Origin of the sequence: Enterococcus sp. 9D6_DIV0238 (genome assembly GCF_002174455.2) — a bacterium.
In the GTDB taxonomy this organism is placed as follows: Bacteria; Bacillota; Bacilli; order Lactobacillales; family Enterococcaceae; genus Enterococcus_L; species Enterococcus_L dunnyi.
In genome coordinates this window covers 967820-989768 of sequence record NZ_CP147246.1, presented here as the reverse complement: position 1 = coordinate 989768, position 21949 = coordinate 967820, and the positions used below count along the sequence as shown (strand labels likewise).

Below are 21949 nucleotides of genomic sequence, written 5' to 3'. Positions count from 1 at the left end.
ATAAAATTAAAGGAAGTGTTTTTTCATGCGTAAACCAATTATCGCTGGTAACTGGAAAATGAATAAAACTTTAGCAGAAGCACAAAGCTTTGCTGAAGCAGTAAAAAATGCTGTTCCATCAAGTGATGTTGTCGATTCAGTAATCGGATCTCCTGCATTGTTCTTAGCGCCATTAGCATGGAATCTTAAAGATTCACAAGTGCAATTATCTGCGCAAAACTGCTATTGGGAAAATGCTGGTGCGTTCACTGGTGAAAATTCTCCAGCTGCAATCGCAGATCTAGGTGTTCAATATGTGATCATCGGTCACTCAGAACGTCGTGAGTATTTCCACGAAACAGATGAAGACATCAACAAAAAAGCCAAAGCAATCTTTGCAAACAATATGACACCGATCTTCTGTTGTGGTGAATCTTTAGAGACCTATGAAGCTGGAAAAACAGCTGAATGGATCGAAGGACAAATCACTAATGGCTTAGTAGGCTTAACAAACGATCAAGTATCATCTATGGTCATTGCTTATGAACCAATCTGGGCAATCGGTACTGGTAAATCTGCAGATGCCAACATTGCGGATGAAATCTGTGGTGTTGTTCGTTCAACTGTAGAAAAATTATACGGTAAAGAAGTATCAGAAGCAGTTCGTATCCAATACGGCGGCTCTGTAAAACCAGAAAACATTGCTGAATATATGGCAAAAGAAAACGTTGACGGTGCTTTAGTCGGCGGAGCAAGTCTTGAAGCTGATTCATTCTTAGCATTGTTAGAGGCTGTTAAATAAAACAGACTTATAATTAAGATACGCAATAAATCGAAGATTCATCGAATAATTTATGAAATACGCAAAAAATGTTTGCATAGCTTAGGATTATTCACTACAATCATAATTAAGGGAGCTCGGATCCCCTTAGTATAAAACAAACTCAAAGGAGAGACAAAACATGTCAATTATTACTGATGTTTACGCACGCGAAGTCTTAGACTCACGCGGTAACCCAACAATCGAAGTAGAAGTATACACTGAAAGCGGAGCTTTTGGCCGTGGAATGGTTCCATCTGGAGCTTCAACTGGTGAATACGAAGCGGTTGAATTACGTGATGGCGACAAATCTCGTTACCTAGGTAAAGGGGTTGTTAAAGCAGTTGACAACGTTAATAACATCATCGCTGAAGCAATCATTGGCTACGATGTTCGTGACCAAATGGCAATTGATAAAGCAATGATCGAATTAGATGGAACTCCTAACAAAGGTAAATTAGGTGCTAACGCTATTCTTGGTGTTTCTATCGCTGTAGCTCGTGCTGCTGCTGATTACCTAGAAGTACCTTTATACCACTACTTAGGCGGATTCAATACAAAAGTATTGCCAACTCCAATGATGAACATCATCAACGGCGGATCTCATGCTGATAACAGTATCGACTTCCAAGAGTTCATGATCATGCCTGTAGGCGCTCCTACATTTAAAGAAGCGTTACGTTATGGTGCTGAAGTATTCCATGCATTAGCAGGAATCTTAAAAGCTCGCGGTTTAGCTACTTCTGTAGGTGACGAAGGTGGTTTCGCTCCTAACCTTGGTTCAAATGAAGAAGGTTTCGAAGTAATCATCGAAGCGATCGAAAAAGCTGGCTATGTACCTGGTAAAGATATCGTTCTTGCTATGGATGCTGCTTCTTCTGAATTCTACGATAAAGAAAAAGGTGTTTACGTTTTAGCTGATTCAGGCGAAGGCGAAAAAACAACTGAAGAAATGATCGCATTCTACGAAGAATTATGTGCGAAATACCCAATCATCTCAATCGAAGATGGTTTAGATGAAAATGACTGGGATGGTTTCAAAAAATTAACTGTTGCTTTAGGTGACAAAGTTCAATTAGTTGGTGACGATTTATTCGTAACAAACACAACTAAATTAGCTGAAGGTATCGAAAAAGGTATCGCTAACTCAATCCTGATCAAAGTAAACCAAATCGGTACTTTAACTGAAACATTTGAAGCAATCGAAATGGCGAAAGAAGCTGGCTATACTGCAGTTGTTTCTCACCGTTCTGGTGAAACAGAAGATTCAACAATCTCTGATATCGCTGTAGCAACAAATGCTGGACAAATCAAAACTGGTTCTCTATCACGTACTGACCGTATTGCAAAATACAACCAATTATTACGTATCGAAGACCAATTAGGCGAAGTTGCCGAATACAAAGGTTTGAAATCTTTCTACAACTTAAAAAACAAATAAGAAATCTGTGCTATTAAAGGGTTTCTTGTGATTACTTGTTAAATAATCCGTTTTGAAAGTGTTAGGTAGACCAATAGTTACGTACTATGCAAAAGAATGTATTGCTAACTTGAATTTGCTTCTAATTAGCAGTACTGGAAATTTGACGTAGTACGAACTATAACCAATAATCATCATTAAACACTGTTTTTTCTCTAACTAAGAGAAAGGATGGTGTTTTTTGCTGAATACAGAAATGATAGCTGAATATTTGTTAGATTGTAGGGTTCTTAACTTATCGAAACGCGCTATCGAGTCATATCAATCTCAGCTGAACGTATTTTATGGTTATCTCAGAGATGTACACGATCTTAGTGAGCTAAGTAAGCTACATTTAAAGAAGTTTATTTTAAATTGTCAAGAGGAGGGAAAAAAGGAAACTTATATTAATACTATTTTAAAAGCAGTTAAGTTGTTCTATAAGTATATGACTAATGAGTATGAGGTTACTAATATTACTAAAGAAATAAAATTACTTAAGGAGCCTAAGCTACTGTTAACCATCTTTTCAGATACAGAAGTTTCTAATCTCATTAAATTTTACTATAAGAAGGGATTTGTCAATCAAAGGAATAAGTTAATTATTGAGGTGATGGCAGATGCGGGCTTAAGAGCAGAAGAAGTAAGAAACCTTACTAATGATAATGTAAAGGAAGGATATTTTCAATTTATGGGAAAAGGAAGTAAGGAGCGAGTTGTTAAAATTTCCCCTTACCTAGAGCAGTTGTTAAAAAGGCATAGAAGAACTAAGGCAGGTTATTTTAATAATCTAAGAAATTATAGGGAGATTGAAGATTTTCTATTTATTTCTAAATCAGGTAGACGTTTAAAAAATAACGTTTTGCTTGAAAAAGTAGTTAAGGATGCTTGTATTGCTACTAATGTTAGAGAAGAGATACAACGTAAGAGCTGTCACAGCTTACGACATTATTATGCACAAAAATTATTAAAAAATGGAGTTAACCTTTACACGATAAGTAGGTTATTAGGTCATAGTAATATAAAGACAACTCAAACATATCTGAACTCGTTAAGTGATTCTGAAATTTTATCAAGTATGGAACTAACACCAATTCAGAAACTAATAAATGAAGAAGCATTATAGATAGTTTTCTTCAATAGATTTTTTTAGTAAAGCTTCTTTTTCTAGTTTATGTCGTTTGAGAAGTTCCGTAAATTCGATTGTTTGTTGTTGCTCAGTCGCATCTAGAGACCGATATAGAGCAAGAAATGTTTCTTCTGAACTTGCTATATCCTCATCGATAAAGTGGCTTAATGGAATGATGATAAAAATAAAAAAGCTTAATGACTTTATGAATACTTGGGGACAAGCAATGAATCAGACGTATAAACAATACAGTCCGAATAATAATGTTGATTTATACGGTTTACAACTCCCTGACTCGGTTCTGAATAACAATCAGTGGCAGGCGGTTATTGGTAACACGCCAATAGTTATAAATTGGTCAGAAAATGGTGAAGAAGAATCAGGTTATTCTTTAGTAGCTGTTTATTCGGATGCAGAGGCACAAAATTATTTATCGAAGCATGTTTACTTTTTTACCATTAATTCAGGAATACCCAAAGTGTTAATAACTAGTCAGAATCAAGGAAATCCAAATAATTATTTATACTTTAAAGAAACAGAGAACAAAGAGCTTAGAGATGGTTTTAGTAATATTGTGAACAGTAGTGTAGTTTTTGATGATGTTAAATCAAATTTTACCAAAGATGAACAACTCAGCTATTTTATCAGCAACTATGATCAATTGCCTTATAAAGGCTATCTAACGACTGAAAATGATGGCAATGGTACAAGGATTACTTATTATGTTGATGGGTCTATTTCAAATGATAAGCAAGCTATATCAGAGGCAATTGAACATCTGGAAGCAATTAGTCTATCTGTTCAGCAGAAGGTTTAGGTTTAAGCTTAAAAGAGCCACTGGAAACAGAGTATACTCTTACTCTAATTGATGGACAACCAACTCAAGCTATTCATATCTTTGGCAGAATCATACAAGAAATTGAATAGGATTGAGAACCCCACCCCGTTGTTACTTGACCGTACTAAGGGTACCCTTTAAATGAGCTACACGGCTCACTAGGGGTACTCTTTTTTTGCAATTTGCAAAAGGTTAATAAATGTTTATACATGAAACGAAATGAAACAAAGCTTTATAAACATTGATATACAAGGGTTTCTATGTTTCATATATAAATGAAACGAAAAACAGTTTTTTTGCTGAAAATCCTTAAAAAATACTACATAGTTGTGGGAGTTATTGCAGATGAAACAGACCTGCAAATATTTCATATCATAGTACTAATTAATTTCTGGAAGTTAAATAATTGTTGTTAAATCAACATTAGCAATATTGAATGGTCACAAACGCAGTTATTAATTAGAACACATAATAGAGAGAATTGAATTTTAAGTTAAGATAAAAATGTTATGGACACAAAAAGTTGTGCTAAATTAGTTTAGTATTACTAACTAAACATGTGATATAATGAAATTGTATGCCTAGAGTTAAATATAATGGAATAAATAAAAGATATTTATTTTAACAACTAGAGAGAACTATTTGTAGAAGTAATAATAAGAAAGGCTAGAAATTTTATTATGGAATTATTTTTAAGACATACTACGAAGGTTGAAATAAAAGGAATAGAAGATCAACTAGATTTACTAATTTATCAAAATGAAGAAAGAAATGTTAGTTTAATGTACATTCATTTTTATAATAAAGATCGAGCAATTAGTTCTTCAACAATACTCCCCTCTTTTTTTGAAAATTTAGAAGCTACTTTATCTAATGGCGCAAAAATACTTTTGGTTGGGTGCAAAAGAGTTCAACATACTTCTGAAATATCTTATCATAGAGAAGTTTTTAAATATGAGGTTGATTATGTAATAGATGGAGCATCTATTGAAGAAAACAGGTTTTTTAAAGCATATTATAAAGTTTCTGGAATAATGAAGTGGTTTCAGAAAACTAATTTCGTATTTGGATTGAAAGGTAATCATTATATTGATATTTCAAATGACAATAAGTTAATTATATATGAAGCAAAAGACCATAAAATTGAGTACTATGTTGGTTACTCACTTCCTAACGATTTTCTAAAAGAAACTATTACTATTACTCAAAATCCATCAATTATTATCGAAAGTAAAGAAGCACAAAAAATACAGTGGTTTGATACAAAATTTAATGATTTTAAAGCTATCATAGAGTTGGCAATTCATAAAAGAATCAATTATCAAAAAGTATCGATGCAAGCAATACCTCCTAAAGATTTTACTCCAATTAATAGCGTATTGTATAGTGTAGACTCATCCTTTTCTACTCGAAAAAATAAAGAGGAAGGTGGGTATATTAATTATCTATTTACCTGTCAAGATTTAGTTGACTCAGGTAATTTGAATGATTGGCATAAGAAGAGGAGTAAATTAGAGCCTGTTCTTGATTTATATTTGGAAGTCTATTATTCTGGTACTTCGAAAATCGAAAATCACTTTTTAAATATATGTCAAGCGTTGGAAACCTATCATGCTAGAATGATATCTGATTCAAAGAATGAATATAAAAAAATGGCTAAAAGTAAGCTTGAAGGGTATCAATCAGAATGGGAAAAGTTTCTCATTAGAGATCCAAGAAAATCTCATATCTTGTTGAGTGAAAGACTATCGGATTTAATGTTTATTGATTATCCAAGATATATTTTTTCTGGAAGTTTTAAATTTTTTGATTTTCCACAAATTGTTTCGGATACTAGAAACTACTTTACTCATTATAATATTAATAAAGAAAAAAAAGCATTAAAGGGTGAAAATTTAGTAGAGTCTATAAGTTTATTGAGAGGGATACTAGAGTATCATTTATTGAAAGAAATAGGTTTCACAGATGGAAATATTTTTAAAAACTTGAATGAATATTTTTTACAGGTGAGAACTAATACAGAATATAGAAATGCTTTACGCGATTCAGATAAAGAAAAGTTTGGAATTGAAGAACAATAATTGTATTTTATTTAAACGAACAACTAGAAAAAGATAGTAACTAGAATCCAAATTTTTTTAAAGTAATTTAAAAGAAAGGAAGCGTGTATATGTTGCAATTTTTTAAGGAAAATTGGCTAATGTTACTTTTTTTAGTAACTGTAATTGCTCTATATTTATATTCGAAATATAAAGAAAATAAGTACGATCAGACAGTTCAATATACTATGGATAATATTGGAGGAATGTTTTATCCACTTGAAAATGGACAAACATGGCTTATTTTTAAATATAATAAAAACACACAAAAAAACAAACTTAATTTTATTTTGAAAAATATCAAGCAGGGGGATGAATTGCCTAATCAACATGGATATGAATATGTTATTTCTGAATTGTTAGATAAAGAATATTATGATCGTGTTAGGGATTCCAATGGTAATTTAGTTAGTAAGGATGGACCTTATGTTGTTTATAGAGTTATTCCTAAAACAGCAATGAAACAATCAAATATAACAGTCGAAAGAAATAGCGGGGCTGTTCAAATAACTACAGATAATTCTAGAGCGTATCAAAATATTTCAAATAGTGACTTTATAACTAAAGTTAATAAGTATAGAGATATTATGGTTAATAATGGAATTTTAGAAGAGGATATTGATGTTTTATTAAGCAATTCCAAAGACGATGATGTAAAAAAATCATTTTTGTCAAAATATGGAGTTGATCTAGCTAAGATTGCAATAGATGTTGGAGGAAAAGTAATAAGTTTGTTAGCATATTTAAAAGGTTAATATTTTTAAAATAGAAAATGTTGGGGATATCCTCAACATCTTATTGCTCCCAATAACATATTCTAAATTGACAAGATTTTGACCATCTCAATTTGACAATGAATGACACTGGTTGAGAAGTCGATTCCAATATAAAAGGCAGTGGTAGGGTAAGTTTTTAAAGGTAAGCTAGGAACGCTTTTATATAGTTATTCCTAGCTTGTTTCAACGGATAAAAATAAAAGTAAAACCGATATCAGTTTCAATCCAAAATTTTGTGCTGTATTTATTAGGGCACAGATTGTTATCTTATGGCATAAGGGGTAAACCCTACACTGTATTACTTAAGTTAGTACTACTTCCCAATCATTAAAGGAGCAAATTGAGCAGTTGATTAATGAGGGAGTAAACAAAAAGAACCTGTTTAAAGAAAAATACACAGGAACTATAGCTGATAGAATCGAGTTTAAGAAACTATTGGATGCTGTTAGTGAGAAGGAGACAATAATTGTAACCAAGCTTGATCGCTTTGCTAGGAATACCCGTGAGACTTTAGAAGTCATAGAACCATTGTTAGAGAGGGATATTACCATTAGAGTATTGAATCTTGGTACAATAGAGAATACTCCTATGGGTGGATGATACTTAGAACTCTCTTATCAGTAGCAGAGATGGAGCGAGATATGATTGTAGAGTGCACTCAGGAGGGGAAAGCTTATGCTAAGAGGAATAATCCTAATTATAGAGAAGGACGTCCTAAGGCTGTTATAACGCCTAAGAAGCAACATGCCTATAATCTGTTGATGGAAGGGAATAGTTATAAGCAGGTAGTTGAGATGACAGGATATAGTCAGAGTACTTTACAGAGAATTACGAGACAAATTCAAACTACAAAATAGGGAGGACATATGTACAAATTGTTTGCAGATACAGAATGGGATCTATTTCAAAATATCATATCAAATAGAGATACTACTTATTGTAAATCTAGAAAAGAAAAAGAGTTGTTTAGTCAAGTTATGGAAGCTGATTGGAGAGATAATACTTCGAGTAGACCTGATTTTGTTTCTGATGAGCTAATGATTGAAATGTTTGAAATTGACGATATAGTAACAAAGAAAAAAGGCAAAAGTAATCCGCAAAGAAAAGCAGATGCACGTGCCAAAAGAACTGTGGAACAATTTATAGACGAGGTTTTTGGAGAAAATCATAGAGATGAATTTACTATAATAGCAAATGGTGATACTAGGTATAATCCAGACGATGATTCGTTTACTCCTGATAACACAATAGACCATCACAACTACAATGCTTATATCCAAAATTTTCAACGAATATGTGAAAAACATTTAGACAGTGTCAGCGCATACAGAGAGAACTATCCAAATAAAAAGTTAGGGTTCGTAATATTTGATGAATCCACTTTCTATGTACCTAATGGCAAGATGTCTTTACAGGGACGTGAACTTCTTTATCTTTTACCAGTGTTCGATAAAAATTTTATGAAATTATTAGTTAAATCCGATGTTGATTTTGTGATATGGACGTTTAACAATAAATATGTTTATACACAAGATGACAGACATGGACAGAATATAAAATTACCTGAAAAAATATTAATAACTCGAAATAACTTTTACACGAAAAATACTAGATGCTTTATCCCTAGTAAAATGCAGTCTCTAGAAATTTAGAGAAGATTTGGCATCTACTGAAGTACTAAATTGAAATATTAGCTAATGTGAAAAGTGTAAGGATTTTATTTCAGACTTTTGCAGAATTAGCCTTCATCACAAAGTGAGATTATGGATTATCAATAAAAAAATGTCTTAGTCAATTATTGCTTTTAGTCAGTGGACTTTGTAAAGAATCTAAAGCAATCATAGAGTATGATGTTGAAGTAGACCATTTTACCGATATGAAGTACTCTATGAAGAGATGATAATTTGGTCTATGGTATAATCTTGCTAAGAAAATGATAGTTGAAATAGTTTATTTTAAGGAGAAAGTATGTGAAAAATAGTATTGCGGGACTGTCTATGAGCTTTTCTCATATGAATTTTAAAAATATTGATTTGCTTTCGTTTAATTCCTATAACTCATTGTTGGATTATGATATAGTGATTATCGATTTGGGTGGTATCTCATTAGAGTATACATCAGAAAAAAATTATGCTGGCAAAAGACTTCTAACAGAGCATAATTCGTTTGAATTTGTAGCTGATTTTAAAAGAAGAAAAGAGGAAATTAAAGATTTACTAGCTCTTGGGAAAACACTTTATGTAATGCTTCCATCGGAGGCTAGCTTCTATATTTATACAGGAAAAAATGAATACTCAGGTACAGGTAGAAATCGTCAAACAACTAATATAGTTCATGAGCTTAATATTTTAAATATTCTACCTATAAAATTAAATGTAACAACTGGCTTAGGTAGTAAATTAGCATATTCAACTGATTCTCCGTATAAAAGTCTGTTTGAAATTAAGGATATGGAATACTATTATAATGCCTATTTTAGTTCTGAGGATAACGGAATCCCTGTTGCTTACATTGCGAATACAGAAAAAAATATTTCTAAAGTATTCCCAATAAATGCTGGACGCCTTATTGTTTTCCCATCCATATTTGATGAAGGAGACTATTCGAGTGAAAAAGAATATCGAAAAGTAATAAATAATTTCTTGCATACCATAGATGATTTGGAGGAGGAAATAAAAGTAAGTCTGGATGACTACTCGCTTCCAGAATGGGCTGATAAATATAATATTTTAACCGAAAAAAATGAAAAAGAAAAAATTGAAGAACTGAATAAAGAAATAGAAAAATTAGAAATTGAAAAAGAAAAAACCAAAGGTAGATTAAGTAGCATACAAAAATATAAACTTGCCTTTACTGCCTCAGGCAAGGAGTTAGAAACGATTATATATGAAATTTTTTCAGAATTAGGTTTTAAGAGTATGCCTATTGAACATAATAGAGCAGATGGGATTTTTGAATATGATGATTTAAAAATTGTAACTGAAATTAAAGGTGTCAATGGAAGTTCTGCTGAAAAACATGGTGCTCAATTAGAAAAGTGGGTATCGGAGTTTGTTGAAAAAGAAGGAACAATTCCTAAAGCTATACTAATTGTCAATGGTTTTAGAAAGAAAGACTTATCAGCTAGAAATGAAGCCGTTTTTCCCAATCAAATGATTGACTATTCTACCAAAAGAGAACATTGCCTAATTTCGACAGTTCAATTACTCGGAATTTTTATTGACGTGAAGAACAACCCTTCGAAAAAAGAAGAAATCATTACTAAGCTTTTAAACACAGTGGGTGTTTATTCTGAATATATGGATTTCAAAAAATTCCTATAAGTATGAGATAATACATGTATTAAATACGTACTAGTTAATGAGAAAATATTACAAAGTACAAGTGTTCCTAGTTAATAGTACTGTCTGTTTTAATTATCAATTGGATATTGACAAAGTGTAGAAAATCCTTTTATAATATTAGTACTTAGTTTTAGTTAAAACATTTTTAAAGTATTGGTATTACGCCTTTGAAACAGAAGATTCAACAATCTCTGATATCGCTGTAGCAACAAATGCTGGACAAATCAAAACTGGTTCTCTATCACGTACTGACCGTATTGCGAAATACAACCAATTACTACGTATCGAAGACCAATTAGGCGAAGTTGCTGAATACAAAGGTTTGAAATCTTTCTACAACTTAAAAAACAAATAAGACATCTTTACTAAAGAGTCTTTATAGTTATGATAAGTAAGAGCACTCTTTTCTCTGGTTAAATGGAGAAAAGAGTGTTTTTTTATGAAAATGATCATCTTCAAAAGGCGTATATTTTTTGTAAAATCTAAATATTTGTTATACTAATTGTACTAATGTAAGAAAGGAGTGAAGTTTTATGAAAACAAGAGCTGAATTAAAAACAGAAGCAAAAGCAGTACTTCGTGGACGCTGGAAGGATAGTGTGTTGATGTCATTGGTCCCTACCTTGATTTCAATTGCAATCGGTCTTATTTTGTTTATTTTACTGGTTTTACCAGTGATCTTATTCGTCCAGAACAACCCGGATATCGTAAGCGGTACAGCAAGCTATGATGGAAATTCCGGTGGAGGCGGCGGAGGAGGACTCGTTGGTGGTCTATTGGCAGCATTATTTAGTGCTGGGATTTCATGGACGTATCTTGATTTGTTACGTGGAAAAAGACAAGAAATCCGACCATTTTCTGATGCCTTCCGTGGTTTTTCCGGTCCAGTTATTTTAGGTGTGATCTGTGTTTATCTATTAATGACGATCTTCATTTTCTTATGGTCGTTATTATTTATCATCCCAGGGATCATTAAAGGCTATGCTTATTCACAAGCTTATTTTGTCTATTATGATACGTATGAAGAGACAGGAGAACGTTCTGGCTTTTTAGAGTGTATCACACGCAGCCGTAAGCTGATGAAAGGGTATAAAGGGCAATTATTCCTATTAGATTTAAGTTTCCTAGGCTGGCATATTTTGGCAATTCTTACAGCTGGAATTGGTTATTTATGGTTGACTCCTTATATAACAGCTACCAAAGCAGCTTTTTATGAAAACTTACCAAAATAGATCGAATAGAAGCATTTAACATCGAATGATTTGTTTTTTTCTTCAATATTTATTTGAACTGTAAGTGACTGAAATGTAGCTCGATGAGTTATGTCTCAGTCGCTTTTTTTGTAGGATCCAAATGTTCTTTGCGTTTTATTTAAACTTTGATACACTAACAAGTAAGAACAACTAAATTCATTAAATCAATAAAAGGAGCCTAAAAATGAAACGTGTTTATTTAGCTAGTCCATTTTTTAATGAGGAAGAAATTGCGTATGTAGAGCAGGTAGAAAAAATTTTAGCTCAAAAAAACTTATCTGTCTTTTCACCGATGCGTCATCCTCTAGATAATGGAGCCGAAGTGGGTTCACGACAATGGTCGATCGAAACCTTTACAGATGACATCAAACATATAAAATGGGCAGAAATCGTCGTTGCGATCTATCATGGAAATTATTCTGATAGTGGAACAGCATGGGAATTAGGTTATGCTTATGCCACAGATAAACCAGTGATTTTAGTGCATATCGATCCGAATGGCTTGAGTAATTTGATGGTGCATGAAGGAGCCCATGCTTCGATCACTCTCGATGAGCTGGCAACGTATGATTTTGATTTATTACCAGCGTCATTTTACTCAGGAAAGATGCTTTAAACCCTTAAAAAACCAGTCTAAAACGAATGATCGTTTAGACTGTTTTTTTTATATCTGTGATTGTTTATAATTTGTTTATTTTTTCGATAGAGCTAGTTTAGAATCGCCCGCTAGAATAAGAGTAGGAAATAAAAATATCTTATTTTTGGAAGGAGCAAGAATCATGAATAAAAATAACAAAAAAATAATCGTTGGGGTATCAAGTTTGGCTATATTGTTAGCAGGTTGCAGTGTGGGGACACAAGAATCTTTAGGTGTCAAAAGCAGTGATCAGCCCACAGTTGAAAAATTGAATCAAACAAAGGATAAAACCAAAGGCGATAAACTGACAAAAATTTTAGGACAAACGAACTGGCGGGGAACTAAAGTCTATGATAAAGACCATAACGATTTAACAAAAGAAAATGCGAATTTTATTGGTCTAGCAAAATATGATCGCAAAACAGGTCAATATGAATTTTTTGATGCAAACACAGGAGAAAGTCGGGGAGACCGAGGTACTTTCTTTATCACTAATGATGGAACGAAAAGAATCTTGATCTCAGAATCGATGAACTATCAAGCAGTTGTTGGTATTACAGAACTAACGAATAAAAAATTTACGTATACACGAAAAGGCAAAGATCAGGCTGGAAATGAAGTAGATGTATTTGTAGAACATATCCCGTATAATAAAGGAAAGCTGACATTTACAGAACCAGCTAAAATACTCAACACAACGACTGGCACGATCGAGACGAAACGAAACGGTGCGGCAATTTTAGGCGAACAACTATGGAATGGCACTAAAGTTCTTGATGAAGCAGGAAATGATGTTACAGCCTACAATAAAAATTTCATTAGTTTGGCAAAATTTGATGCTGATACGAATAAGTATGAATTTTTCAATTTGGAAACTGGGATCAGTCGCGGTGATTTTGGTTACTTTGATGTATTGAACAACAATAAAATCCGTGCACATGTCTCAATCGGACAAAATAAATATGGGGCAGCACTGGAATTAACGGAATTGAACAATAAAAAATTCACCTATAAACGGACTGGAAAAGATCAAAACGGCAGTGATATCACTGTTTTTGTAGAGCATGAACCTTATACTGGAGACTATGCTCCTGAATTTAGTTTCTGATCCTTGAGTAAAGCTTAGTAAAGGTCCGGTTTATAGCGAAAAGGGAGAAAAAAATGACGATCAAAAGGCGTTTTCTCATTTCATATATTGGCGGAATAACGATTGCTTGTTTATCTTTGGTATCTATTATTTGCATCGTTTTGTACGTTACGACTGGGCGTATTCCTAGCCCTGGAACGTTATACCGAACCTTTACACAGCAACGTTCATTAAGTCCGGAGGAAGAACTAGCGTATGTCAAACTTCGGGGGATCGCAAAAACAGAACCGGAACAATTACTGTATCCGGAAGAGGATGTAAAAAAGATGATCCAGCAGTTTGAAGGAGAATCTCTAGGCGTCGTTGTACGTCAAAATGAAGAAATCAATTACTATTCACAAGAACTGGTAGAAAAATCATTGATCGTTCATTTTCCTAAATTTGATGCCAATAATATTGAAACCAGAGGAACGATCGACAATGCTGGACGTTTGTACCGATACATGAAATTTGATTTCTACTTTAAAAATCAGGTTCCAGGAACACTATTAGTATTAAAAAAAGAAAATAACATCCTTGATTTTATGACTAAGTGGGGGATTTGGATCATTGTTTTTATCTTATTATTGTCTATTGGCGGAGTGCTGTTTTTAAACCAACTATTAAAGAAAACGATCATTCAACCTTTGGAAAACTTAGGCAGTGGTATGTCAGAGATAGGAACAGGACATTTACAAGCGCCAATGACCAAACAGCCGGAAAAGACTGCTTTGGAAGTCAAGCAATTGACAGATGATTTTGAAAAAATGCGGACGGCTTTGATCAGCTCTACGAACGAACAAGAAAAGCTTGAGATCAATCGGAAAGAGCTGGTTGCCAGTATCTCTCATGATTTGAAAACACCGATCACATCGATCATCGGTTATGTGGAAGGCTTACTTGATGGTGTAGCAGATTCACCTGAAAAACAAGACAAGTATTTGCGGACGATCCATACGAAAGCTATTGCTTTGAATGAGTTGATCGAAGAATTATTTCTTTATTCAAAATTAGATGCTGATGCCATAGCCTTTCATTTTGAAGCAATCAATATCAGTGAGTTCCTAAAACATTTGATCGAAGAATTTCAGTTACGGAAGCAGCAGGTTTCACTGGAGCTTATTGATCAAACAGCTTCTTCAAGTAAGGTATACGGTGATCGCATGCAGTTAAATCGAGTCTTTACGAATTTAATTGAAAATAGTCTGAAATTCAAGCAAAATGAACGTCCTCTAACGGTGGATATCAACATTTCTGATCAAGATCAGTTCGTAGAAATTCGTGTGACAGATAATGGTCAAGGAATCGCTAAAGAGCAGCTGCCTTTCGTTTTTGACCATTTTTATCGAGGTGAAAAAGCTAGACCGACACAGACAGGCGGTAGCGGGCTAGGACTTGCGATCGTTAAACAAATCGTCGATATGCATGAAGGAAAAGTAATGATCAAAAGTGAACTGGACAAAGGGACAACAGTCAGTATTTTATTGAAGAAAGTTGATGGAGGATCGTCGAATGTCTGATAAAAAATCAAGGATATTACTAATTGAAGATGATGCAAGCATTGCAGAATTACAAAAAGATTATCTTGAAATCAATCAAATGGAAGCTGAAATCTCTAGTGATGGAAAAGTTGGCTTGACCAGAGCACTGAATGAGCCTTTTGACTTGATCGTCGTAGATATCATGCTGCCATCGATGGATGGATTTGAAATTTGCAGAAGGATCAGAGAAAAAAAGAATATTCCCTTGATGATCGTTTCTGCTAAAAAAGAAGATATCGACAAAATCAGAGGATTAGGTCTAGGTGCGGACGATTATCTTACCAAACCATTTAGTCCAAGTGAATTAGTAGCCAGAGTACAGGCACATATCAAACGTTACCAACTACTAACAGGTTCAGATTCAGCGAATGAAACGATTGAAAGCAACCAAATCGTAATTGATAAAAGTGCCCGTAGAGTCCATGTTTTAGGGAAAGAGGTCATTTTTACAACGAAAGAATTTGATTTATTACTTTTCTTTATGACACACCCGAATCGGGTTTGGATGAAAGAACAGCTTTTTCGTCAGGTTTGGGCTATGGATGATCTGGACAGCGATATATATACTGTGGTAGTACATGTTGGACGTATCAGAGAAAAATTGAAGAAAGCGAATTTATCAGAAATACCGATAGAAACTATTTGGGGCAGCGGTTATCGCTTCAATACATGATCGATAGAAAGGAAGTTTAAATGAGAAAAAATTACGTACTGGCTGGTTTGGTTGTATGCGTTCTGACCGTTCTTGTCGGTTGTAAGCCGGATCAAAGGAAAGAGACACAAAGATCAACTACGATAGAAAAGAAAGCCATATTCAATTCGACTGAAAAAAAACCAACATCATCCAGTCAGACGGAAACAAATGAGCAGATTGTCAATAAGCTGAGCTTTGAAGACACCTCTTATAATTATGATGTCGTGACAGGAGCAACACAAACAACATTCGGCTCAAATCCTAAACCTATCTATACTTATGAAGAGAAGCTGAAAAAAATGTTTTGGTCAAATCAGCCGCCGTTAGGATTATTGGAAGGAAATTACTTCACGAATGAAGGTTACTTTGATGTCGGAAATAAAGGCATTGTTGAAATCGTCACAGATGATGCGAATACGATCGTAAATGTAGAATTCAATGAATATGGGGCTGAGAACTATTATGAATCAAAATACGCGGGAGCAAACAAACGATTGTCCGACTATGCATTTTTTCAGGCACAAAATCCAAGAACAGACGAAACGCTAGTTACAGTAGTGAATGGTATTACGTTTGTTGAAAAGCAAATGCGTGAAGAAAATCGAGTCGATGGTCATTTTAATACAGTCAAAGGCTCATCTACAAGTGCTAGAGAAGGGCTAATGGTGATCGCTGCTGAGTTGGCGGACCAAATTCGTCAGCCGTCAGACACAAAATATATTGGTTATGCAGAAGATTTTGGTGATGGGCTGATCGGCAGACTTCAATTGACTGTAACAGAAGGAAAAATCGATTCAGCGCGTTATGATGAATATTTTGCAGATCAGCCGCAAGCAATCAAATCTGAGCAATTGAAAAAGTACTATCGTCAATCAAAGTATTATTCATTGACTTATAATGAAGACACAGCGAATGATTTTACCGAGTTTTCTGATCGCCTCACAAAAGCGATCGTCGATCAGCAGTCATTGGTGATCACTGAAGGGGAAATCACGAAGCATCCATCCTTTGCTTCTTATGAAAAATTGATCCAGCATATTTCTCTTTGAGAATCTGAGATGAGGAATGATTTCGACACACTTTTGCCATATTTTGTCTTTATACTAAGTAAAAACGAGATAGGAGAGTGTCGAAATGGGCTATTGTTCAACTTACTTTAATGGCAGCCGCGGGATGATGCGGGGAAATATATTAGGAATGGGCTTTATTTGGTGGTTAGTGATCGCTGTGCTGATTGTTGCGGTGATTTACTTTTTGAAGAATCAAAGGGATCAAAGTCATGAGGCTATGATCAAAAATACTTCAAATTCAGCCCCTGCTAGTGCTTATTCATCTGCTCTTGATCTATTAGATGAAGAGTTTGTAAAAGGAACGATCTCAGAAGAAGAATACCTGCACAAAAAAGAGTTACTAAAACAATAACAATAAATCAACGTGTTATATAAAAAGTTTGAAAGTCAAATACCCATTTTGGGGGATATCTTGACTTTCGAACTTTTTTTATGGTAGCTTAAATTGTTACTTGATTTTAAATCAGAATAAATGGTGTATATACTTAGCTTAAAATAATGTTTCGTTCACTTTTTTTTAATAATAATGCCATGTTATTCTTTTTTTTCGTTAAGTAATAGATTATACTATAAGAATGAGCAATTATTGTGGGGAAGAAAAACATTTGTCGATCAAGTCAATCAAAAACGACATTTATTTTTTCATTTAGAGAATAAGCTCACAGTTTTTATCGTTTGAGGAGGTCTTTATGGAGAAAAAAGAATCAAAAAGGACAGGGTTGTTATTAATTGCACTATTTTTAGGGTATACGATGGTCTATATCGATAAAATGTCAGTAGGGTATTCTTTGATCCCGATTTCAGAAGAATTTGGACTTGAGCCTGCGGCGAAAGGAATGATCATGAGTGCCTTTTTCCTAGGCTATGCGTTGATGCAGATCCCAATGGGGCTAGTGATCAACAAGGCTGGTTCAAGAATTGTTTTGATCGGTTCTGTATTGGGGATGGGCTTGTTTTCTTTACTATTTGGTTTTGGGACATCATTGATCATGTTTATGTCTCTTCGCTTTTTAACAGGATTTCTTGCGCATTCCGGTTATGCCTCTTCGGCAAGTAAGGAAGTTACGGTGAATTTTGCACCCGAAAAGCGGACCTTTGCACAAGGGATACTGCTGTCTTCTGCTGGAGTCGCCGGGTTCATTGGTCCGTTAGTTTTATCACCGATCATTACCAAAGCTGGTTGGAAAAATGCTTACCTGATTTTGACTGTAGTCGCTGTCTTGATTGCGATATTCCTTATTTTGGTGATCCCAAGAAAAGAGAAAATAGAAGAACAGGAAATTGCTGTTGCTACTAAGACAGATAAGCTATCGATTTGGCAAATCTGGTCGGATATCCGTGTTTGGATCATATTCTTCAGTGCGTTTTTCCTTAATTGTATTTTATATGGATTGTCAAATTGGTTGCCGAGCTTTTTAACGGGAGAGCGTGGATTAGATCTAAATGGCGCAGCGATCGTTAGCAGTGTGGGTGGTCTATTTATGTTGATCGGCTCTATTGGCGGCAGCTATATCGTCGGTCGTTTCTTTCAGAATATGGAAAAAACGGTCGTAGCAGTTACAGCTGTTTTAGGAACTTTAGCCACCTTTTCATCATACTTCATCGGAAATCTTGTGTTATTGTCATTAGTTATGGGATTAGCTAATTTCTTTTTGATCATTTCCTTTGTTTCGATGATGAGTATTCCTTTAAAAATATTTGAAGGAGCAAAATTTGCCCCGAGTTATAGTACACTTGCTACAGGAGGAATTCTTGGCGGGTTTGTTGCGCCGACATTGATCGGTCAATTAGTAGAATTATCTGGAGGGCAATATATTTCGACTTTTTATTTCTTTTTAGTAGCAGGATTATTGACTGCAGTTACGATTTTATTTGTGAAGCAAAAATAAATACTATGATAGATACACCCTGAAGGAGGAACCAGAATGACAAATATCCAAGAGAAAATGCCGCAGGCAGAAATGGTGAAATGGAGAAGACATTTACATCGTCACCCCGAGTTATCCTTTCACGAAGTTGAGACAGCTAAATACATTCAATCGGTCTTAGCTGAATTTCCTAATTTGGAAGTCAGCACGTTGACAGAAAATAGTGTGATCGCAATTTTAAAAGGTAGCAAGCCAGGCAAGACGATCGCATTAAGAGCGGATATCGATGCATTACCTATTGTTGAGGAGGCAGATGTTGAATTTCCATCTGAAAATCCAGGTGTGATGCATGCTTGTGGGCACGATACACATACAGCGATGCTTTTAGGCGCGGTGAAAACACTGACAGAGATGCAGGATAAAATTGCTGGTACTGTGAAATTCATTTTTCAACCGGCAGAAGAAGAACCACCAGGTGGCGCGAAGCTATTAGTTGAAGCAGGAGTAATGGATGATGTGGATCTAGTGTTTGGTCTGCATATTGCCCCAAACATTCCTGTGGGCATGATCGGTACAAGAAAAGGTGCTGCTAGTGCCGCTTCTGATGTCTTTACATTGAAGATTCAAGGAAAAGGATCACATGGTTCGACACCAGAACTTTCAGTTGATCCGATCATGATCGGTGTTGAAATCATCAATAACTTAAACAATATTGTTTCACGTAACATCAGTCCGTTTTCCAATGCAGTGATTTCGATCGGTGAATTCAATGCGGGTAAAACAGCAAATGTCATTCCGGATACCGCACAGATTCAAGGAACGGTTCGTACGAATGACAAAGAAATTCGTCAATATGTCAAACAACGGATCGAAGCTATCATCGATCATGTTTGTAAGATGTACGATGCAACGTATGATCTGGATTATCTTTTAGGGTACAGTGAGGTCAACAATGATAGTGCTGCAACAGATTTAGTGCTGGCAGCGGCAGAAAAAGTTGTTGGAAAGACGCAAATGTTTGAAGCGCCTAAAATGATGGGCGGTGAAGATTTTTCTGCTTATACAGATGTCAAGCCAGGATCTTTCTTTATTTTAGGTGGAGGAACAGCAGCTGAAGGCTGCGGCTATATGAATCACCATCCAAAATTTAAAATCATGGAAGACTGCTTCAAAACAGGTGCAGCAATGCATACTCAAATCATCTTAGATATTTTAGGTCAATAATAAATCGAGAGAATCAGGATAACATTCGGTTTATTTTAAACACTAAATCGAAAAAAAGCGAGAAGCAAGTAGTTTTGTCTTAAATCTTAGAGCAGACTTCTTTTTCTCGCTCTTTTTTTAGAACTTTTTCAAAAAAAAAAACGACAAAATTGAAAGAGTCAGCTATTAGTGATAAAAAAGGATAGGTAGTGAAAAATCATGGGGTTGTGGATCATTCTATTTTTGATTTTTGTCTTGCTGTTAATTATAATAAGCAAGAGCAAAGAGAAAGAACATAAACGTTCTATCAATACGAGTATTCAAAAAAAGGCTCAAAAAATATCTTTGGATGAAAAACTTGAGCTGGAGAAAAAAGATTATCTAAGTCGTATTGCAGGGTGTCTGAAGCAAGTTGAACAAAGAAAAACTCAAGAACTATTATCAGTGATAAATCAACTCCGTCAAGAAAAGGACAAAGACGATTCTGAAGACTGAATACTAAAGTAAAAATCTGATCAATGAAAGGTTGGAGAAGAAATGACTGAAAAGAAACCGAGGATTTTTGAGATGTCCTTTGCGAGCGTTTACCCGCTTTATATACAAAAAGCAGAGAAAAAAGGACGGACGAAAGCAGAAGTTGATGAAATTATTTTTTGGCTGACAGGCTATGATGAAAAAGAGCTGCAAGGTCAAATTGATTCAATGAATGATTTTGAAACATTTTTCGAAGAAGCGCCGCAGCTTAATCCAAATGTATCTCTGATCAAAGGGGTTATTTGCGGGTATCGAGTGGAAGACATTGAAGATGAATTGATGCAAAAAATCCGTTATCTGGATAAATTAGTAGACGAATTAGCAAAAGGAAAAGCAATGGAAAAGATTTTGCGGAAATAGACATAGCTAGTAAAATAAACATCCATGTAACGCGGTTTGATGCGTTACATGGATGTTTATTTTTTTATTCCTCGTACCCATTTGGATGATTTAAATGCCAAGACCAAGCACTCTCAATAATTGAATCTAAGTCAGTATGAAGAGGAGCCCAGCCTAAGACATCTTTGATTTTTTCACTGGAAGCAATCAATGAATGTGGATCACCTTCTCGGCGTTCGCCATACTTGATTGGAATCGTCTTTTCTGTCTGCTCTTCAATTTTATGAATGATTTCCAGTGTAGAAAAACCAACAGAACTACCCACATTGAAAATCGTACTTTCATTTCTCTCAAGCAAATAAGCCATTGCTGATAAGTGTGCATCTGCTAAATCGACCACATGGACATAATCTCTGACTGTTGTTCCATCGTTCGTGTCATAATCGTTTCCAAAAATCGTGATGGCCTCTCTTTTGCCCATCGGGACTTCTAAGACAATAGGGATCAAATGTGTTTCTGGACGATGGTCTTCCCCAATCAGCCCGGTTAGGTCCGCTCCAGCAACATTGAAATATCTTAAGACGACATAGTTTATACCATATGCTGTATGACACCATTGAATTATTTTTTCCATCATATATTTGCTTTCCCCATAAGGATTTTTTGGTGTGATCTCAGAATTTTCCGTAATCACAGATTCAGAAGTATCACCATAAACAGCTGCTGTTGAAGAGAAGATGATCATTTTCACTGCGAATTCATTCATAACTTCTAAAAGTGTAATAAGACCAGACACATTGTTGTTGAAATAAAGTAAAGGATCCTTCATTGATTCTTCAACAGAAGAATTTGCTGCAAAATGAAACACAACATCAAATGAATATTCAGCAAACAATTTTTTAAGTAAGGATTTGTCTCTTACATCACCATGAATAAATATCGCTGGTTTTGTGACTGCTTTTTCGTGACCCGTTTGAAGATTATCTAAAACTACGATTTGATTCTCTGTATCCGCTAACTGCTTAACCACGTGGGAACCAATATAACCGGCACCACCGACGACTAAAATATTCATTCTTTTCCTCCTTGATAAAACATAGATTGATTACAAGTGTTATCTCAAGTATAGGGAAACTATTTCTGCAGGTCATGTACAATGTCTTGGATTATAAAAATATTAAGAATTCTAATATGGTAAAATGAAACTATCTTCAATAAAGAAAATAAAATGAATTATGAG

At 34.6% G+C, this 21949-nt stretch carries 20 protein-coding genes and 2 pseudogenes; 21 read left to right on the top strand and 1 reads right to left on the bottom strand.

Features of this window, described 5'->3' with window-relative positions; genetic code table 11:
- The first annotated feature begins 25 nt into the window (after nt 1-25).
- From tpiA to A5889_RS04585, 21 genes and pseudogenes are all read left to right on the top strand, one after another.
- Entirely contained in the window at nt 26-781 is a 756-nt protein-coding gene (gene tpiA, locus A5889_RS04685; protein ID WP_087641229.1) for a triose-phosphate isomerase, read from the top strand.
- A 160-nt stretch (nt 782-941) separates the two neighbouring features.
- The gene (eno, locus tag A5889_RS04680) at nt 942-2240 is read left to right on the top strand and encodes a phosphopyruvate hydratase (protein ID WP_069661790.1); all 1299 of its coding nucleotides are present in this window, start codon (nt 942-944) and stop codon (nt 2238-2240) included.
- A gap of 220 nt (nt 2241-2460) precedes the next feature.
- Nucleotides 2461-3384: a tyrosine-type recombinase/integrase gene (locus tag A5889_RS04675; protein WP_087641230.1), complete on the top strand. Its 924-nt coding sequence runs from the start codon at nt 2461-2463 to the stop codon at nt 3382-3384.
- Nucleotides 3385-3559: 175 nt separating this feature from the next.
- On the top strand, nt 3560-4204 hold the full coding sequence (locus tag A5889_RS04670; protein ID WP_087641231.1) for a DUF4767 domain-containing protein: 645 nt from the start codon (nt 3560-3562) through the stop codon (nt 4202-4204).
- A 701-nt stretch (nt 4205-4905) separates the two neighbouring features.
- A complete protein-coding gene (locus tag A5889_RS04665) occupies nt 4906-6306 on the top strand; it encodes a HEPN domain-containing protein (RefSeq protein ID WP_207114623.1) in 1401 nt (466 codons plus the stop codon).
- A gap of 89 nt (nt 6307-6395) precedes the next feature.
- On the top strand, nt 6396-7079 hold the full coding sequence (locus tag A5889_RS04660; protein WP_207114624.1) for a hypothetical protein: 684 nt from the start codon (nt 6396-6398) through the stop codon (nt 7077-7079).
- 360 nt (nt 7080-7439) lie between these two features.
- A pseudogene (locus A5889_RS04655) lies at nt 7440-7957 on the top strand (recombinase family protein).
- 9 nt (nt 7958-7966) lie between these two features.
- On the top strand, nt 7967-8752 hold the full coding sequence (locus A5889_RS04650; protein WP_087641233.1) for a hypothetical protein: 786 nt from the start codon (nt 7967-7969) through the stop codon (nt 8750-8752).
- A 318-nt stretch (nt 8753-9070) separates the two neighbouring features.
- Complete coding sequence (locus tag A5889_RS04645) at nt 9071-10423, top strand: hypothetical protein (protein ID WP_087641234.1); 1353 nt, start codon at nt 9071-9073, stop codon at nt 10421-10423.
- A 190-nt stretch (nt 10424-10613) separates the two neighbouring features.
- Nucleotides 10614-10799: pseudogene (locus tag A5889_RS04640) on the top strand (phosphopyruvate hydratase); the annotation flags it as partial.
- 178 nt (nt 10800-10977) lie between these two features.
- Nucleotides 10978-11676, top strand: a complete 699-nt coding sequence (locus A5889_RS04635) for a DUF975 family protein (RefSeq protein WP_087641235.1) — start codon at nt 10978-10980, stop codon at nt 11674-11676.
- Nucleotides 11677-11881: 205 nt separating this feature from the next.
- The gene (locus A5889_RS04630) at nt 11882-12313 is read left to right on the top strand and encodes a nucleoside 2-deoxyribosyltransferase (protein WP_087641236.1); all 432 of its coding nucleotides are present in this window, start codon (nt 11882-11884) and stop codon (nt 12311-12313) included.
- A gap of 163 nt (nt 12314-12476) precedes the next feature.
- Nucleotides 12477-13442 (top strand): DUF4822 domain-containing protein, encoded by a 966-nt coding sequence (locus tag A5889_RS04625; RefSeq protein ID WP_087641237.1) that lies wholly within the window; start codon nt 12477-12479, stop codon nt 13440-13442.
- Nucleotides 13443-13495: 53 nt separating this feature from the next.
- Nucleotides 13496-14980 carry a sensor histidine kinase gene (locus tag A5889_RS04620; RefSeq protein ID WP_087641238.1) on the top strand — a complete coding sequence of 495 codons (1485 nt, stop codon included), beginning with the start codon at nt 13496-13498 and terminating at the stop codon, nt 14978-14980.
- Entirely contained in the window at nt 14973-15674 is a 702-nt protein-coding gene (locus A5889_RS04615; RefSeq protein ID WP_087641239.1) for a response regulator transcription factor, read from the top strand. The genes A5889_RS04620 and A5889_RS04615 overlap by 8 nt, the downstream gene beginning before the upstream one ends.
- A gap of 20 nt (nt 15675-15694) precedes the next feature.
- The gene (locus tag A5889_RS04610) at nt 15695-16744 is read left to right on the top strand and encodes a hypothetical protein (protein WP_087641240.1); all 1050 of its coding nucleotides are present in this window, start codon (nt 15695-15697) and stop codon (nt 16742-16744) included.
- A gap of 85 nt (nt 16745-16829) precedes the next feature.
- Nucleotides 16830-17117, top strand: a complete 288-nt coding sequence (locus A5889_RS04605) for a hypothetical protein (protein WP_087641241.1) — start codon at nt 16830-16832, stop codon at nt 17115-17117.
- A 337-nt stretch (nt 17118-17454) separates the two neighbouring features.
- A complete protein-coding gene (locus A5889_RS04600; RefSeq protein ID WP_087641242.1) occupies nt 17455-18654 on the top strand; it encodes an MFS transporter in 1200 nt (399 codons plus the stop codon).
- A 36-nt stretch (nt 18655-18690) separates the two neighbouring features.
- Complete coding sequence (locus tag A5889_RS04595) at nt 18691-19857, top strand: amidohydrolase (protein WP_087641243.1); 1167 nt, start codon at nt 18691-18693, stop codon at nt 19855-19857.
- 198 nt (nt 19858-20055) lie between these two features.
- A complete protein-coding gene (locus A5889_RS04590) occupies nt 20056-20331 on the top strand; it encodes a hypothetical protein (protein WP_087641244.1) in 276 nt (91 codons plus the stop codon).
- A 42-nt stretch (nt 20332-20373) separates the two neighbouring features.
- Nucleotides 20374-20730 (top strand): DUF2200 domain-containing protein, encoded by a 357-nt coding sequence (locus tag A5889_RS04585; protein ID WP_087641245.1) that lies wholly within the window; start codon nt 20374-20376, stop codon nt 20728-20730.
- A gap of 64 nt (nt 20731-20794) precedes the next feature.
- On the opposite strand, the gene galE is transcribed toward A5889_RS04585, so the two are convergent.
- A complete protein-coding gene (galE, locus tag A5889_RS04580) occupies nt 20795-21784 on the bottom strand; it encodes a UDP-glucose 4-epimerase GalE (protein WP_087641246.1) in 990 nt (329 codons plus the stop codon).
- Nucleotides 21785-21949 lie beyond the last annotated feature (165 nt).

What these genes read in the sequence shown, in the direction of transcription:
- tpiA (WP_087641229.1), top strand. Translation starts at nt 26, where the DNA reads ATGCGTAAACCAATTATCGCTGGTAACTGGAAAATGAATAAAACTTTA.
- eno (WP_069661790.1), top strand. Translation starts at nt 942, where the DNA reads ATGTCAATTATTACTGATGTTTACGCACGCGAAGTCTTAGACTCACGC.
- A5889_RS04670 (WP_087641231.1), top strand. Translation starts at nt 3,560, where the DNA reads ATGATGATAAAAATAAAAAAGCTTAATGACTTTATGAATACTTGGGGA.
- A5889_RS04665 (WP_207114623.1), top strand. Translation starts at nt 4,906, where the DNA reads ATGGAATTATTTTTAAGACATACTACGAAGGTTGAAATAAAAGGAATA.
- A5889_RS04660 (WP_207114624.1), top strand. Translation starts at nt 6,396, where the DNA reads ATGTTGCAATTTTTTAAGGAAAATTGGCTAATGTTACTTTTTTTAGTA.
- A5889_RS04650 (WP_087641233.1), top strand. Translation starts at nt 7,967, where the DNA reads ATGTACAAATTGTTTGCAGATACAGAATGGGATCTATTTCAAAATATC.
- A5889_RS04635 (WP_087641235.1), top strand. Translation starts at nt 10,978, where the DNA reads ATGAAAACAAGAGCTGAATTAAAAACAGAAGCAAAAGCAGTACTTCGT.
- A5889_RS04630 (WP_087641236.1), top strand. Translation starts at nt 11,882, where the DNA reads ATGAAACGTGTTTATTTAGCTAGTCCATTTTTTAATGAGGAAGAAATT.
- A5889_RS04625 (WP_087641237.1), top strand. Translation starts at nt 12,477, where the DNA reads ATGAATAAAAATAACAAAAAAATAATCGTTGGGGTATCAAGTTTGGCT.
- A5889_RS04620 (WP_087641238.1), top strand. Translation starts at nt 13,496, where the DNA reads ATGACGATCAAAAGGCGTTTTCTCATTTCATATATTGGCGGAATAACG.
- A5889_RS04615 (WP_087641239.1), top strand. Translation starts at nt 14,973, where the DNA reads ATGTCTGATAAAAAATCAAGGATATTACTAATTGAAGATGATGCAAGC.
- A5889_RS04610 (WP_087641240.1), top strand. Translation starts at nt 15,695, where the DNA reads ATGAGAAAAAATTACGTACTGGCTGGTTTGGTTGTATGCGTTCTGACC.
- A5889_RS04605 (WP_087641241.1), top strand. Translation starts at nt 16,830, where the DNA reads ATGGGCTATTGTTCAACTTACTTTAATGGCAGCCGCGGGATGATGCGG.
- A5889_RS04600 (WP_087641242.1), top strand. Translation starts at nt 17,455, where the DNA reads ATGGAGAAAAAAGAATCAAAAAGGACAGGGTTGTTATTAATTGCACTA.
- A5889_RS04595 (WP_087641243.1), top strand. Translation starts at nt 18,691, where the DNA reads ATGACAAATATCCAAGAGAAAATGCCGCAGGCAGAAATGGTGAAATGG.
- A5889_RS04590 (WP_087641244.1), top strand. Translation starts at nt 20,056, where the DNA reads ATGGGGTTGTGGATCATTCTATTTTTGATTTTTGTCTTGCTGTTAATT.
- A5889_RS04585 (WP_087641245.1), top strand. Translation starts at nt 20,374, where the DNA reads ATGACTGAAAAGAAACCGAGGATTTTTGAGATGTCCTTTGCGAGCGTT.
- galE (WP_087641246.1), bottom strand. Translation starts at nt 21,784, where the DNA reads ATGAATATTTTAGTCGTCGGTGGTGCCGGTTATATTGGTTCCCACGTG.